The organism is Streptomyces sp. OZ13 (assembly GCF_052068155.1).
In the GTDB taxonomy this organism is placed as follows: Bacteria; Actinomycetota; Actinomycetes; order Streptomycetales; family Streptomycetaceae; genus Streptomyces.
In genome coordinates, this window is record NZ_JBQHCZ010000007.1 from 206,444 (window position 1) to 222,119 (window position 15,676).

Consider the following 15,676-nt stretch of genomic DNA (forward strand, 5'->3'; position numbering starts at 1 on the left):
CGTCCGCCCCGCCCGCCACTTCATCTCAGGAGGCCCTTCCGTGCCGTTCGTCCTGCCGCCAGGCATCTCACCCGAGCACCGCGGACGGTCCGGCCGACTCGGCCGTGCCGTACGGGTGGTCGCAGGGGCCGCGCTGCTGCTCGGCCTGACCGCCGTCCCCGCCGCGGAGGCCCGTGAGCCGGGCCACTGCGCACGGCAGCAGACGCTGCGGGTGCCCGGCGCCGGACACCAGGAGCTCTCCTGCCTGGCGGAGTTGACGACGGCGGGGACGATCGCGTCCGGGCACACCGACCAGGCGGACTGGGCGGGGCTCACCCCGGCCGGGCTCGCCACGCCCAGCGGTGTGCCGGGCATCCAGATCGACGGCTACTTCCCCGACGACTCGGCGGGCAACACCAACCACGGCTGGAACCACGACTCCCAGTTCGTCATCCGGCTCCCCGACCGGTGGAACGGCGGCCTGGTCGTCGCAGGTTCCCCCGGGGTACGCGAGCAGTACGCCAACGACCGGGCCGTCTCCGACTGGGTGCTGTCCCGCGGCTACGCCTTCGCCGCGACCGACAAGGGCAACACCGGGGCGGCGTTCCACCGGGACGGCCGGCGGCCCGGAGAGGCCGTCGCCGAGTGGAACGAACGGGTCACCCAACTGACCAGGGCCGCCCGTGCGGTCGTGGCCCAGCGCTACCACCGGCCACCGCGGCGCACCCTGGCCACCGGCATGTCCAACGGCGGCTATCTGGTGCGCTGGCAGCTGGAGAACCACCCCGAGCTGTACGACGGCGGGGTGGACTGGGAGGGCACCCTGTGGCGCACGGAGGGCCCGAACCTGCTGACGTTCCTGCCGCCCGCGCTGCGCAGCTATCCGGTGTACGCGGCCGGCGGAGCCGGCGCCGCGCAGGCGCACCGGGAGATGGTGGCGGCCGGGTACCCCGCGGGCTCGGAGTTCCTGTGGCCCTACCACCACCAGTACTACTGGGACCTGACGCAGCGGATCTACCGCGAGGAACTGGACCCCGCCTTCGACGGTGCCACGGAGGCCGGGACGCCGTTCTGCGCTCCGGGGACACCGGCGTGCGACGCAGACTACGACTACGCCTCCCGGCCGCCCGAGGTGCACAGGGCCGTGGACCGGATCGCGCTGACGGGCCGGATCGGGAAGCCGCTCATCACCTTGCACGGCACGCTGGACGTGCTGCTGCCCATCGGTGAGGGGTCCGACGTGTACGCGCGCATGGTGCGCGAGGCAGGCCGTGACAGCCTCTTCCGCTACTACCGCGTCGAGGGCGGCACCCACGTCGACTCCCTGTACGACGTGTTCCCCGACCGGCTGCGCCCGCTGACGCCCTGTCACCGCGCGGCGTTCACGGCGATGGAGGAGTGGATCGGGCAGGGCAGGGAGCCGGCCGCCGGTCACACCGTGGCCATGCCCGGTGCCGGCCGCGATCCGCTGACCGACTGTTCTCTCGGCCGCCGCTGAGGCTGCTCCCGGCAGGCCCGACGGCCCGCCGGTCCGCCCGAGGAGGGGGACCGGCGGGCCGTCGCGCGTGGCTTGCCCGCCGAACGGTCAGGCGCGGACCAGCCGCAGCGTGACCAGCTCGAACGGCCGCAGACTCAACGGCACGCCGCCGTCGACCAGTTCGGGGGCGGGTACGTCTGCGAGGGTCCGCTCCAGCAGGTCCGTGGCCGAGACCCCTGCGGCCGGGAAGCCGGGCGTCACCCGCGTCCGGGCCCGCCCGCCCGTCGCCTCGTACAGCCGCACCACCACGTCGCCGCTGCCGTCGTCGGCGAGCTTGACCGCGCTGACGACGACCGCGTCGTTGTCGACGGTGACCAGCGGCGCGACTTCGGCGTCACCGGGAACGCGGCGCTCGGGAAGGTTGATGCGGTAGCCCTCCCGTACGGCGTCGCCGATGGAGGCGCCGGGCACGAGGGCGTGGCGGAAGCGGTGCACGCCCTGGTCGGTCTCCGGGTCGGGGAAACGCGGGGCGCGCAGCAGGGACACGCGCAGGGTGGTCGTGGTCCCGGCGTCCAAGGCGCGGACGGTGCGCGTGACGTCGTGCCCGTACGTCGAGTCGTTGACGAGGGCGACACCCCAGCCCGGCTCCTCCATGTGGACGAAGCGGTGGTTGCAGGCCTCGAACTTGGCGGCCTCCCAGCTGGTGTTGGTGTGTGTGGCCCGGTGGAAGTGGCCGAACTGGGTCTCGGAGGCGTACCGCTCGGCGTGGACGTCGAGGGGGAAGGACGCCTTGAGGAACTTCTCGGTCTCGTGCCAGTCGACCTCCGTGTGGATGTCGAGGCGCTTGGCGCCCGCCGCGAGGGCGATCAGCTGGGTGACCTTCGAGTCGCCGAAGGAGCGGACGACGCGGACCGCAGCGGCCGGTCCCGAGCCGGCGGCGGTGACCTCGTCGGCGTCCGTGAGGTCGGTGACGGTGTTGCGGTAGAAGGCGTCGACGTCCCAGGCGTCCCACATGTTGGGGAAGTCGGGATGGACCTGGAGCAGGTTCGCGGCACTGCCCGGTGCCACGGTCTCCCGCTCGGCTCCGATGTCGTAGACGGAGACCACCAGGCCGCGGCCGTCGATCTCGACCTGGAGGAGACCGTTGTCGAGCACGAAACCGCCGCCGTCGCGCTCGGAGAGCTGCGCGGTGCCGCCTTCCGCGGCGCGGGCCGCGCCGCCGGCGGCGACGCCGTGCCGCTCGTGCGGGGCGGCGTTGAACACCAGCTCCCCGCCGGCGGTCGCATCACCGGCGAGGGCACGCTGGGCCGTGCCGATGATGTCGTTCAGCTCGGCCGCGACGGCCGCGTACGTCTTCTCCGCCTCCCGGTGCACCCAGGCGATGGAAGAGCCCGGCAGGATGTCGTGGAACTGGTGCAGCAGCACCGTCTTCCAGATCCGGTCCAACTGCTCGTACGGGTAGCCGAATCCGGTACGGACGGCGGCGGTCGCCGCCCACAGCTCGGCCTCGCGCAGCAGATGCTCGCTGCGACGGTTGCCCTGCTTGGTCTTCGCCTGGCTGGTGAGGGTGGCGCGGTGCAGTTCGAGGTACAGCTCGCCGACCCACACCGGCGGGTGGGCGTACTCGGCCTCCGCCTTGGTGAAGAACTCCGCGGGTGTCTCCCACGTCACCGTCGCCGAGCCCTCGAGGTCGCGCAGGCGGGCCGCCTTGGCGACCATCTCACGGGTGGTGCCGCCGCCTCCGTCGCCCCAGCCGGTCGGCGCGAGCGAGTGCCTGGCCATCCCCTTGTCCTTGAAGTTCTTCTCGGCGTGGGCGATCTCGCTGCCCTTCATGGAGCAGTTGTAGGTGTCGACGGGCGGGAAGTGGGTGAAGATCCGCGTGCCGTCGATGCCCTCCCACTGGAAGGTGTGGTGCGGGAACTTGTTCGTCTGCGACCAGGAGATCTTCTGAGTCAGCAGCCATTTGGAGCCCGCCGCCTTGATGATCTGCGGCAGCCCGGCGGCGAAGCCGAACGTGTCGGGCAGCCAGGCCTCGTCGTTCTCGATGCCGAACTCGTCGAGGAAGAACCGCTTCCCGTGCACGAACTGACGGGCCATCGCCTCGGACCCGGGCATGTTGGTGTCGGACTCGACCCACATCCCGCCGGCGGGGACGAACCTGCCGTCGGTGACCGCCTTCTTGACCTTGGCGTAGACCTCCGGGCGGTGTTCCTTGATCCAGGCGAACTGCTGCGCCTGGGACATGGCGAAGACGAAGTCCGGCTCGTCCTCCAGCAGGGCCGTCATGTTGGCCGTCGTACGGGCGACCTTGCGCACGGTCTCCCGCAGCGGCCACAGCCAGGCGGAGTCGATGTGGGCGTGGCCGACGGCGCTGATGCGGTGGGCCGAGGGCCGGGCGGGCGTGGCGAGGACGCCGGCGAGCTCGGCGCGGGCGGCGGCAGCGCTGCCGCCCACGTCCTGGAGGTCGACACGGTCGAGGGCGCGGCCGACGGCGCGCAGGATGTCGTGGCGGCGGGCGCCGTCCGCGGGCAGTTCGTGCATCAGCTCGCCGAGCACCTCGAGGTCGAGGACGAGCTGCCACACGGTCTCGTCGAAGACGGCGAGGTCCATGCGGGCGAGCCGGTACTGCGGGGTGCTGCCCGCGGTCTCCTTGTCGCCGAGCCGCGTCGGAAGGAAGGGGTGGTAGTCGAGGATGACGGGGTTCGAAGCGGCCTCGATGTGCAGGCGGACCTCTTCCCCGCCCTCGGCCGGCGCCGCGACGCGGACCCACTGGTTGCGCGGGTTGAGGCCCTTCACCGGGGTGCCGTCGGGGCGGTAGACGAGGCCTTCGCACTGGAAGCCGGGCATGTTCTCGTCGAAGCCGAGGTCGAGGAGCGCCTCGACGGTCCGGCCCGCCCACCGGCCCGGGACCGTGCCGGTGACGGTGAACCAGCTGGTGCCCCACGGAGCACCCCACATGTCGCCCACCGCGACCGGCTCCGGCGTGGCGGCGAGACCTTCCTCGACCGGGACGGGCTCGCCCGGCGCGTTCCACACCAAGACGTCGAGCGGCACGGACTCGGGGTACACGGCGGGGCGGATGCGTTCGTCGAGGACACGCCTGAGGCGGGCTTCGACGAGGGTGCGGTCGTCATGCATGAAGGGTGCTCCGGGGGTGTCGGGGGTGGGGCGTGTTACCAGGGACGGACGACGGTCGCGGGAGCGGACGTGGTGTAGAGCTCCCCCACCGCGCGCACTTCGAACCGGGCCGATCGCTCGCCCGGTTCGGGCCGCAGGTCACGGGCGAAGAAGGCGCGCTGGCAGGTGGCGCCGAGGAAGCGCCGTGTGCCGTCGGGCAGCAGCCGGTGCAGGGTGTAGTGGCGTACGGCCGCCGCTGCTTCGTCGACGGCGTCGGGCGCCGCCTGCCAGACGAAGCGCATGCCCTCGTCCGTCGCGTCGGTGATCCGCAGTGCGCCGGGGGCGGCCGGGGTCCGCTCGCCGCCGTCGTGCACGGCGAGCGCGCCGAGGCGCCAGCGCACGGGGCCGCCGGCACCGGTGAGCCGGACGCCGAGGGCGTGCACGGTCCCGGACAGGCCGCTCAGCCGTACGGTCCGGGTGGTCCAGCCGCCCTCGGCCGCCCCGACGGGGACATACGTGTACGGGTGGGGTTCGCCGGGTGCGGCGGGTTCCGCCGTGGCGAGGGCGAGTTCGACGGTGACCCGGCCCGCGTCGGCCCGGTGGGTGAACTCGACGACCGTGTCCGGTCCGAGCGGCAGACGGGTGGCGTACAGGTCGACGGTGACGGGGGCGTCGGGGGAACCGTCGACGAGAAGGCTGCTGCCGCCGTGCCAGGCGTCGCCGAAGTCGAAGGCGACCCTGGGCCGGGTGCCTTCGGTCCGTACGACCCACTGGCGTGAGGGCATCCGGTCCTGGAGCCCGAGGTGGTTCCAACCGGCGTCGGAGACCGCCTTGCCCTCCTCGTACCAGCGCAGCCCGTGACCGGTGTTGAACACGGTCGCGAAGGGCAGGCCGGCGACGGTGGAGCGGTCGGCCACGGCGAGCGCCGGGGCACGCCAGGCGTCGGCGGTGTCCGGCCGCGACGGGTCGAGCGACCGGCCGCTCCAGAAGCGGTCGTCGGCCGCGTGGAACTGCTCCGGCGTGCGGCCGGCGGGCAGGTGGTTGCGGGTCCATTCCGGGCGGTAGAGGCCGAGCGAGACGATGTCGTCGCCGCTCCCGGGGATGATGGCGTCCCAGTCGACGGACTTGTTCCAGCCGCTCGCCTCCACGTCGACCCCGGCCCACAACTCGTACCGGCTGCGCCCGAGTCGGTCGGCGAGCTGCCCGGAGGAGGCGAGGGTGGAGCGGGACCAGCGGAAGTCGACGAACATGGAGTCGGCAGCCTCGAAGAAGGGACGGTTGCGCTCGTTCAGCGCACCCTGCCAGGTCACGGAGCCGCTCACGGTCATCGAGTCGTACCAGGTGACACGTAGGTCCTTCGCCGTGCCGAGACGCTTCAGTTCCGCGAGGAAGCCGCGCATGTCGGCGGCCAGCGCGCTGTCGCCGCCGCCGGTCTCCGCGTTGACGAACCAGCCGTCGAAGCCGTACGCGACGGCGACGGCGACGAGTTGCGCGGCGAGCGGGAAGCGGCCGAAGGAGTCCTTCTGTACGAGATCACGGGTCCAGCGCAGATCGCCGCCGTAGGCCACGGGCGGCAGGAAGACATTGCCGAGCACCGGCACACCGTGGCGGTGGGCGGCGTCGACGACGGGGGCGTTGGGGGCGAGGATCAGGCCCTCGCCGGACGAGCCGCCCCAGAAGACCAGTTCGTCGACGTAGCCCCAGTGGGTGGTGGCGTAGTAGTCGGCGGTCGGTGCGCCCTGGGACGGGTTCGAGGCCGTGGGCGCGAACGAGACGAGGGACTGGATCCGGGCCTGGCCGGCGCGGGCTGTGGCATTGGCCGGGGTCGGGGTGAACCGGCGCGCGAGCGGGACCGCCGCCCTGTTGAACGGAAGGTCGGCGTCGTCCTGTGCGCGCCAGGTCCTGAGGCTGCGCCAGGTGATGCCCTCGCCGGGGCTGCCGGAAGGCAGCGAGTCCGGGTACCAGTAGGAGGCGTACGGCGCGCCGAGCGCGTTCCGCTTCGCGGCGGCGGCCGTGCCCGGTGCGAGGACGGGGACGAGGGCCGCCGCGGCGGATGCCCTGAGGACGGCTCGTCTGCTGGGGTGGGGGGCCATGTCGTGTGCTCCGTATCGGTCGTGGACGGCTTACGGTGCGGTGCGGGCGGCCGGTCCCCCGGGGAGACCGGCCTGTTCGGGGGTGACGACCTCGGTGATGCCGCGGGCGGCGAGGTGGTCCGGGTCGTCGGCGCGGCTCGCGAGGACCGTGGTGGGGCGGGCGCCGTCGGCGGTGAGCCGGGCGAAGGCCTCGAAGACGGGGCCGCCGGGGGCGCAGACCGAGCGCCGGGGCGCCCGCTCGTCGTCACCGGCGTCGACGACGAGGGCACAGCTGCGCGGGGCGGGCCGGTGTTCGCGGCGGCGCCACTCCTCGGCGATCCGGGCGACGGCCCGTCCGGCGGGTTTGACGCGGCGGTCGTTGGTCAGCAGGCCGAGGGTGTACTCGAGTTCGGGGAAGTCGGCGAGCGAGCGGGACACGTCGTGGGAGCACCACCAGGTGACGCCCCACAGGTCCGGGCAGTCGAGGGCGTTGGCGACGGTGGCGTCGGTGAACGTGGCGGCGTGCTCGGGCGGGATGTGCGGCGCGGGCGCACCGACCTCCTGGAGCCACACCGGGCGGTGCGGCTCCAGCGCCCAGGCCTTCGACAGTTCGACGAGGTAGGCGGCGTGGTGCTCGGTGGCCGTGGCGGTGGCGCCGTGCCGCTGCGCGGTGCCGTTGAACACCCAGGAGTGCACGGCGGTGACCGCGCCGGTCCGGGCGGCGTGGGCAGGGGTGAAGGGCTGGTCGTCCTGGTACCAGGAGGCGTCGTACTCGGCGTGCAGGTGCATCCGTCCCGGCGCGCCCTCCTCGCAGGCGGCCAGCAGGCGGTCGAGCCAGCTGCCTGCCTGTGCGGGGGTGATGCGGTCGGGATCCGGGTGCGGTGCCGCGGCGAACTGTGCGATCTCGTTGCCGATGGTCATGCCGATGAAGTTGGGCCGGTCGGCGAGGGCGGCGGCCAGTGTCCTGAGGTACTCGGCCTGTCCGGCGACCACGTCGGGATCGGTGAAGATGTTCCGCCGGTGCCAGGTCCGCGTCCAGGCGGGCAGGAAGTCGAAACTGGACAGATGGCCCTGGAGGCCGTCGACGTTGACGTCCAGGCCCCGCTCGGCCGCGGCGTCGGCGAGCTGCACGAGCTGTTCGACGGCACGGGGGCGGACGAGGGCGCGGTTGGGCTGGAACAGCGGCCAGAGCGGGAAGACCCGGATGTGGTCGAGTCCGAGGCCGGCGATCGAGTCGAGGTCGGCGCGCACGTCGTCGAGGTCGAAGTCCAGCCAGTGGTGGAACCAGCCTTGGCTGGGCGTGTAGTTGGCGCCGAAGCGCGGCGGGGCGGAGCTCATGAGGCGGCGACGTCCAAAGTCTCGTGGGGTGTCGGTCGGGTGGCTGCGCGGCCGCGCGCTGCGCCTGGGGGCAGGTCCGCGCGGCCCCGTTGTCAGCCCTTGACGGCGCCTTCGCCGACGCCTCGGAAGAAGAACCGCTGGAGGCAGGCAAAGAGGACGATCAGCGGGAGCACGGCGATGATCGTGCCTGCGGCGACCAGGCGTTCGTCGTTGGCGAAGGTGCCGTGGAGGTAGTTGAGGCCGATGGTGAGGGTGAAGTTCTCCGGGTCGCTCAGCACGATCAGCGGCCACAGGAAGTCGTCCCAGGCGCCCATGAACGCGAAGATCGCGACGACGGCGAGGGTGCCTTTGACCGACGGCAGGGCGATCCGCAGGAACCGCTGCCAGACGTTCGCCCCGTCCACGTACGCCGCCTCCTCGACCTCGTCGGGCAGGTTCAGGAAGGCGTTGCGCATCAGCAGGACGTTCATGGCCCCGATGGAGCCGGGCAGCAGCACCCCGAGGAGCGTGTTGTTGAGGCCGAGGTCCCGCATGGTGGTGAACTGGGCGATGATGATGCCCTCGACGGGGACGAGCATGGCGAGGATGAAGGCCAGCGTGGCGGCCCTGCGGCCCCGGTAGCGCATCCGGGCCAGCGCGTAGCCGGCGAGGGCGGCTCCCACGCAGTTGGTGACGACGTTGGCGGTGGCGACCTTCAGCGAGTTGAGGGCGTAGTCCCAGACGGGGATGGTCTGCGCGACGCGTGTGTAGTTGTCGAGGGTCGGCTCGCCGGGGAGGAACTTCGGCGGGGAGCTGAAGATGTCCTCGTGCGGGCCCTTCAGCGAGGTGGACAGCTGCCACAGGAACGGGCCGACGGTCAGCGCCAGCACGGCCAGCAGCAGCACGTAGCGCAGTACGAGCTGGGTGGCGGGGATCCGCTTGCCGTCGGCGTCGGTGACGTTGATGACGCTCACGCGTCCTCCTTGCGGTCGGCGCGCAGCACGAGCAGCATCAGCGCGACGGTGACGACGAAGACGACGACGGAGATGGCGGAGGCGTAGCCGACGCGGCCCGAGAGGCCGGTGCCGACACGCTGGACGAGCATCACCAGCGTGGTGTCCTCGCCGGCCGGGCCGCCGGAGGGACCTGCCATCAGATAGACCTCGGAGAACACCTTGAACGCGGCGACCGAGGACAGGGCTCCGACGAGGACCATCGTGGAGCGGACGGCGGGGACGGTGACGGTGAAGAACCGGCGTACGGGCCCGGCGCCGTCGACGGCGGCGGCCTCGTGCAGTTCGCGCGGGACGTTCGCCAGCGCCGCCAGATAGATGATCATGTAGTAGCCGAGGCCCTTCCACACCGTGACGCCCATCGCGCTCAGCAGCAGGAGCCACTGGTCGCTCAGGAATCCGACGCGGCCGACCCCCACCGCCTCCAGCACCGAGTTGACCAGTCCCCGGTCGTCGAGCATCCAGACCCAGATCAGCCCCACCACGACGATCGAGGCGACGACCGGGGTGTAGAAGGCGGAGCGGAAGAAGGTGATGCCGGGGATGTGGCGCTGGACGAGCATGGCCAGCAGCAGCGGCAGGATCACCAGGGCGGGGACGACTCCGAGCACGTACAGGGTGCTGTTGCGCAGGCCGATCCAGAACATCTCGTCGTCGAGCAGCTCACGGAAGTTCGCCAGGCCCACGAACTCGCCGGGGACGAGCGTGCGGCGGTCGGTGAACGCGTTGACGAGGGTGCTCAGGAACGGGTACAGGCTGAACGCGCCGACGACGAGCAGTCCGGGTGCCGCGAACAGCCAGGGGCTGTACGGCAGATGGCGCCGGATGCCGCGGTGCGGGCGGCGCCCCGCGGAGCCCGGCCCGGGGCCGTGGACGGGCGGGCCCGCGGGGGCGGCGTCGGAGGTGATCGTGCCGGAGGCGGTGGAAGTCTTCATGGCAGGTGCCGATCAGCTCTGCCGGAGCAGCCGGTCGCAGGCCTTGACAGCGTTGTCAAGCGCTTCCTGGGGGCTCTGCTTCCCTTGCAGAGCCCGGGCCACGGCGTTGCGCAGCTCGGTCTTCATCTGCTCGCTGAACAGCACGGGCGTGTAATTGACGGACGTCTTCAGGGACTCGGCGGCCGCGACCCTGACCCTGGTCTCGTCGGTGCCGTCCTCCTCGGTGAAGTAGGGGTCGTCGAGGGAGCCCGCGGTGCTGGGGAAGATGGCCACCTTCTTGGCGAACTCCATCTGGCGGGTGGCGTCGGTGACGAAGTGGGCGAAGGCCACGGCGGCGGGCTTCTGCTTGCTCTGCGCGTTCACCATGACCCCCATGACGTACATGTTGGCCTTGCCGGTGCTCGTGATCTGGTCGGTGATGCCGATGTTCTTGTAGAGGCTCGGGGCCTGCTTCTTGAAGTTGGCGAGGTCGAGCGCGCTGCCCGGGTTCATGGCCACGGACTCGGTGAGGAACTTGTGCCCCGAGGACTCCGGAGTGGCGGTGAGCGCCTGCGGGTCGAGCGCCTTGGCGTCGTACAACTCCTTGTAACGGGTGAGCAGTTCGACACCCTTGGGGTCGTTGAAGGAGAAGGCGGTGCCTTCCTCGTTCATGAGCGGGACACCGTAGCGGCCGAAGTCCTCGATCGTGGGCACGTTGGCGAGAGCGGCGACCTTGCCCTTGCTCTGCCGCGCCATCTTCAGTCCCGCGTCGAAGACCTCGTCGTACGTCGTGGGCGGCTTCTCGGGGTCGAGACCGGCATCCTTCAGAAGACGCTTGTTGTAGAACAGGGGGCCGGTGTTGAGGTACCAGGGGAAGGCGTAGGTGCCCTCCGCGCCCGGTATGCGGTGCGCGTCCCAGGCGCCCGGAAGGTACTCCTTCTTGTACTGCGGGGCGGCCTTGTCCAGGTCGAGCGCCAGGCCGGCCTTGGCCAGCGGCGCGACCAGGTCCGGCGAGACGTTCACGACGTCGGGCAGGGTGCCGCCGGCGGCGTCGGCGCTGATCTTGTCCGCGTAGCCCTCGGCCGGCCGGTCGACCCACTTCACATCGGTGCCCGGGTGCTGCTTCTCGAAGTCGGCGATGAGGCCGTTGAAGTAGTCCTTGAAGTTGGCCTGGAGGTTCCAGGTCTGGAAGGTGATCCTGCCTTCCACCTTGCCGGAGGCGTCGGTGGAGCCCGCCTCCGAACCCCCGCACGCACTGAGCGGCAGGACGACGGCGATGACGGCGGCAGCGGCGACTGCCCTGCGGTTGATGCGCACGGTGAACGGCTCCTTTGCTCGGACCAGACGCGTGACGGGCAACGGCGGCCGGCGCCGCGGAAGCGAGGCGGCGGCCGTTTGCCCAGCAGACCTTGCATTGCACCGCCGGAGAAAGTCAACAGATTCGCCGACGAAATCCCTTCAAATGCGAGTCACCCCAGGTCAGCCGCCTCAATCGGCCATCTTGCATTGATCGACTAATGCGCTTTAGGCTCGTACGACTCAAGCGCATTAGTCATGGGCGGCGATCGTTCGACCTTGCCCGCCGCAGGCCATAAGATGCGCACGGCCCGGTTCGCCGACGGGCCGGGGGACCACGGGAAGGGGGTCCGGGTGACTGCCAGCACCCCGTCCGCCAAGGACACTCCGCCGAGCAGACGCGCACCCGCGCGGCGGCCGACGATGAAGGACATCGCCCGGCGCGCCGGGGTCTCGGAGAGCGCTGTCTCGTTCGCGCTCAACGACCGCCCCGGCGTCTCCGAGATCACCCGGGACCGGGTCCGCCGGGTCGCCGAGCAGCTGGGCTGGCGACCGAGCACCGCCGCCCGCGCGCTGTCCGGGGAGGGCGCGGCGACGGTGGGGCTGGTCCTCGCGCGGCCCGCCACCACCCTGGGCGTGGACTCGTTCTTCCTCCAGCTCGTCTCCGGAATCCAGGAGGTCCTCTCGGAGCGCCAACTCGGCCTGCTGTTCCAAGTGGTGGAGGACGTGGACGCCGAGTGCACCGTCTACCGGCGCTGGTGGGCGGAGCACCGGGTCGACGGCGTTCTCGTCGTCGACCCCCGCACCGAGGATCCGAGGCCGGCGCTGCTGGACGAGCTCGGCCTGCCCGGCGTCGTCATCGGCGGTCTCCCGGAGGAACATCCGAACCTGTCGCAGGTGCGGGCCGACGACACCGGGGCCATGGCCCACGTGGTGGGCCGGCTGCACGAGCTCGGCCACCGCCGGATCGTGCACATCGCCGGCCTGTCCTCGCTCGCCCACACCGACCGGCGTATCCGCTCACTGCGCGCGGAGGCCGAGCGCCGTGGTCTGGCCGAGGTCCGCTCGGTGCCCACCGACTACTCCGACACCGAGGGCGCGGCCGTGACCCGCCGGGTGCTCACCTCGGGCAGCCGGCCGACGGCGCTGGTGTACGACAACGACGTGATGGCGGCCGCCGGTGCGGCGGTCGTCACCGGCCTCGGCCTCTCGGTCCCCGGCGATGTGTCGGTCGTGTCGTGGGAGGACTCGGTGCTGTGCCGCATGGTCCATCCCTTCCTCACCGCACTCTCCCGCGACCCGGTGACCTTCGGGCGGATCGCCGCTCAGGAGCTGACCGCCCTGCTGGACGGCGGCGCGGCCCGCTCCGTCCACGTGCCGCTGCCGGAGCTGATCGAGCGGGAGAGCACCGCGGCGCCCCGGTGACCCGGCGGCGCGCCGCATAGGATGCGGCGCATGGAACAGCGGGTATTGGGCAGGACCGGCAGGAACGTCTCCGTGGTGGGACTCGGCACCTGGCAACTGGGCGCCGACTGGGGCGACGTCGCGGACGAGGACGCGATCGCCGTCCTCGACGCGGCCGTCGAGTCGGGCGTCACCTTCTTCGACACGGCCGATGTGTACGGCGACGGGCGCAGCGAGCAGCTCATCGGCCGGTATCTGAGCGAGCGTCCGGACGCCGGCGTGTTCGTGGCGACCAAGATGGGCCGGCGCGTCGAACAGCTCCCGGAGAACTACGTACTGGACAACTTCCGCGCCTGGAACGACCGTTCACGTAAGAACCTGGGCGTGGACACGCTCGACCTGGTCCAGCTGCACTGCCCGCCCACCGCCGTCCACTCCTCCGACGAGGTCTTCGACGCCCTGGACACTCTCGTCGCCGAACAGCGGATCGCCGCGTACGGCGTGAGCGTGGAGACCTGCGCGGAGGCGCTCACGGCGATCGCCAGGCCCGGCACGGCGAGCGTCCAGATCATCCTCAACCCGTTCCGGCTGAAGCCGCTCGAAGAGGTCCTGCACGCGGCGGCCGAGGCGGGCGTGGGCATCATCGCGCGGGTGCCACTCGCGTCCGGGCTGCTGTCGGGCAGGTACACCAAGGACACCGTCTTCGCGGACGACGACCACCGCACGTACAACCGGCACGGCGAGGCGTTCGACCAGGGCGAGACCTTCTCCGGTGTCGACTTCGCGACCGGCGTCGAGGCCGCCGCCGAGTTCGCGGCGCTCGCCGGGCCGGACAGCACACCGGCACGCACGGCGCTGCGCTGGATCATCCAGCAGCCGGGCGTGACGAGCGTGATTCCCGGAGCGCGCTCCGCCGGACAGGCCCGCGCCAACGCCGCGGCGGCGGACGAGCCGCCGCTGCCGGGAAGCACGCTGGACGCGGTCCGCGATCTGTACGACCGGCGGATCCGCGCCCAGGTGCACGGCCGCTGGTAGCCACGGCGGAAACGCGGCCGAGCGGCCGGCTGCCGCGGACGCCGTAGGCGCCGCGCGGGTACTGCGCGCGCGGTAGCCGGCCGCTGGTCCGCAAGGGGGACTCGCACCGCGGCTCCACCCCGCTAAGGTGCGCGCATGATTACAGTGCGGCCCGGCGCCCGGGCCGGTGTCACAGACTGGGCGATCGCCGTCGGCGTGGCGGCGGCGCTTCTGGTCACCGGGTTGTCCGGACAGCACTCCGCCTCGGACCTCGCCCCCCTCGGATACGCGCTGCTGACGGCCGGGGGTCTGGCGCTGGCCGCGCGCCGCCGGGCTCCGGTCCCCGTCCTGGCCGTCACCGGACTGTGCGCGGTGGGCCACCAGGCGGTCGGCTTCGACGTCCCGGCCGTCGCGTACCTGTTCGCGGTGTACGCGGCCGTACGGGCGGGAAACCGCACCCTCACGGTGGTGGCGAGCGTGGCCGTGCTGACCTGCCTCCCCCTCGCGGCCCTGGCCTCCGGCCTGCCCGCGGGCGAGGCCTTCGCGCAGGCCCGGGGCGCCCTCGAGATCGCCTGGCTGGTCGCCGCCGGCGCCGCTGGTGAGGCGCTGCGGCAGGCCGAGCGCCGGGCGGACGAGGCCGAGCGCACGCGGGAGGAGACCGCCCGGCGCCGTGCCGACGAGGAGCGCCTGCACATCGCGCGGGAGCTGCACGATTCACTCACCCACCAGATCTCGATCATCAAGGTGCAGGCAGAGGTCGCCGTCCACGTGGCCCGCAAGCGCGGCGAGCAGGTCCCGGAGGCCCTGCTCGCGATCCAGGAGGCCGGACGTGAGGCGACCCGGGAGCTCCGCGCGACCCTGGAGGCCCTGCGGGACGACGACACGACCCCGCCACGGGGGCTCGACCACGTCACGGAACTGGTGGAACGGGCCCGTTCCACCGGCCTGGACGCGACGCTGACGATCGAGGGACAACGGCCCGACGTGCCCGTGGCGGTGGGCCGGACCGTCTACCGGATCGTTCAGGAGTCGCTCACCAACATCGCCCGGCATGCCGCCGCCGACACGGCGTCCGTCCGGATCGACTGCCGTCCGGACGCCCTGGCGATACGCATCGACGACGACGGCAAGGCCGCACCGGGCGCCGCACCGGGCGCGGGCGTCGGACTGCTCGGCATGCGCGAACGGGTCACCGCCCTCGGCGGCAGGCTGCGCGCCGGACCGCGCGGCGAAGGCGGCTTCACCGTCCAGGCCGAACTCCCCGTGGAGCAGACGTCATGATCCGTGTCCTGCTGGTCGACGACCAGCGGCTCCTGCGCAGCGGCTTCCGCGCCCTGCTCGACCTCGAGGACGACATCGAGGTGGTCGGCGAGGCCGGCGACGGGCTGGAGGGCGTGGCTCTGGCCAGGGAGCACCTGCCGGACATCGCGCTCATCGACATCCAGATGCCGGGCGTCGACGGCATCGAGGCGACCCGGCGCATCGCCGCGGACCCCGCCCTGGCCGGCGTGCACGTCGTCATCCTGACCAACTACGGCTTCGACGAGTACGTCTTCGAGGCGCTGCGCGCCGGCGCGGCCGGATTCCTCGTCAAGGACATCGTGCCGGAGGACTTCCTCCACGCCGTACGGGTCGCGGCCCGCGGCGACGCCCTGCTCGCACCGTCGATCACCCGCAAGCTGATCAACCGGTACGTCGACCAGCCGCTCCACACGGGCACCGGCACGGGCGCCGCCACGGGGATGGAGGAGCTGACCAACCGCGAACGCGAGGCCGTCGCCCTGGTGGCGCAGGGTCTGTCCAACGACCAGATCGCCGATCGCATGGTGATCAGCCCGCTCACCGCGAAGACGCACATCAACCGGGCCATGGCCAAGCTCCACGCCCGTGACCGCGCCCAACTCGTGGTCCTCGCCTACGAGTCCGGTCTGGTCACCCCGCGCGGCCGCTGATCCTCGGCGCCCCGCGACCCGGCACGCCCCGGCGCAGCCGACATCGCGACCTCGAACACACATTCGCATCCGTGTGCCACAGGTGGGGCTTCGGCCGTGGCACGAGGACACTGGATCCGGG

The 15,676-nt window shown here is 71.9% G+C and carries 11 protein-coding genes; 5 read left to right on the forward strand and 6 right to left on the reverse strand.

From position 1 onward, the window contains the following. Positions 1-40: 40 nt before the first annotated feature. The gene (locus tag ACTMTU_RS18840; protein WP_441264636.1) at positions 41-1,477 is read left to right on the forward strand and encodes a tannase/feruloyl esterase family alpha/beta hydrolase; all 1,437 of its coding nucleotides are present in this window, start codon (positions 41-43) and stop codon (positions 1,475-1,477) included. A gap of 87 nt (positions 1,478-1,564) precedes the next feature. Here ACTMTU_RS18840 and ACTMTU_RS18845 read toward each other — a convergent pair whose 3' ends face one another. The 6 genes from ACTMTU_RS18845 to ACTMTU_RS18870 form a co-directional block, all read right to left on the reverse strand. Beyond that, complete coding sequence (locus ACTMTU_RS18845) at positions 1,565-4,594, reverse strand: alpha-mannosidase (protein WP_441264637.1); 3,030 nt, start codon at positions 4,592-4,594, stop codon at positions 1,565-1,567. Positions 4,595-4,629: 35 nt separating this feature from the next. Beyond that, positions 4,630-6,666: an endo-beta-N-acetylglucosaminidase gene (locus ACTMTU_RS18850; RefSeq protein ID WP_441264638.1), complete on the reverse strand. Its 2,037-nt coding sequence runs from the start codon at positions 6,664-6,666 to the stop codon at positions 4,630-4,632. A 30-nt stretch (positions 6,667-6,696) separates the two neighbouring features. Then, complete coding sequence (locus ACTMTU_RS18855) at positions 6,697-7,983, reverse strand: glycoside hydrolase 5 family protein (protein WP_441264639.1); 1,287 nt, start codon at positions 7,981-7,983, stop codon at positions 6,697-6,699. A 92-nt stretch (positions 7,984-8,075) separates the two neighbouring features. Then, complete coding sequence (locus ACTMTU_RS18860; RefSeq protein ID WP_364594585.1) at positions 8,076-8,936, reverse strand: carbohydrate ABC transporter permease; 861 nt, start codon at positions 8,934-8,936, stop codon at positions 8,076-8,078. After that, positions 8,933-9,910, reverse strand: a complete 978-nt coding sequence (locus tag ACTMTU_RS18865) for a carbohydrate ABC transporter permease (RefSeq protein ID WP_441264640.1) — start codon at positions 9,908-9,910, stop codon at positions 8,933-8,935. Before ACTMTU_RS18865 ends, ACTMTU_RS18860 begins: the two co-directional genes overlap by 4 nt. 12 nt (positions 9,911-9,922) lie before the next feature. After that, positions 9,923-11,206: an ABC transporter substrate-binding protein gene (locus ACTMTU_RS18870; protein WP_441264641.1), complete on the reverse strand. Its 1,284-nt coding sequence runs from the start codon at positions 11,204-11,206 to the stop codon at positions 9,923-9,925. 402 nt (positions 11,207-11,608) lie between these two features. Between ACTMTU_RS18870 and ACTMTU_RS18875 the strand changes: the two genes are divergently transcribed. From ACTMTU_RS18875 to ACTMTU_RS18890, 4 genes are all read left to right on the forward strand, one after another. Beyond that, positions 11,609-12,610, forward strand: a complete 1,002-nt coding sequence (locus tag ACTMTU_RS18875) for a LacI family DNA-binding transcriptional regulator (RefSeq protein WP_441264715.1) — start codon at positions 11,609-11,611, stop codon at positions 12,608-12,610. A 21-nt stretch (positions 12,611-12,631) separates the two neighbouring features. Continuing rightward, the gene (locus ACTMTU_RS18880; protein ID WP_441264642.1) at positions 12,632-13,624 is read left to right on the forward strand and encodes an aldo/keto reductase; all 993 of its coding nucleotides are present in this window, start codon (positions 12,632-12,634) and stop codon (positions 13,622-13,624) included. A 135-nt stretch (positions 13,625-13,759) separates the two neighbouring features. Continuing rightward, positions 13,760-14,884 carry a histidine kinase gene (locus tag ACTMTU_RS18885; RefSeq protein WP_441264643.1) on the forward strand — a complete coding sequence of 375 codons (1,125 nt, stop codon included), beginning with the start codon at positions 13,760-13,762 and terminating at the stop codon, positions 14,882-14,884. Then, the gene (locus ACTMTU_RS18890) at positions 14,881-15,555 is read left to right on the forward strand and encodes a response regulator (protein WP_441264644.1); all 675 of its coding nucleotides are present in this window, start codon (positions 14,881-14,883) and stop codon (positions 15,553-15,555) included. The genes ACTMTU_RS18885 and ACTMTU_RS18890 overlap by 4 nt, the downstream gene beginning before the upstream one ends. Positions 15,556-15,676 lie beyond the last annotated feature (121 nt).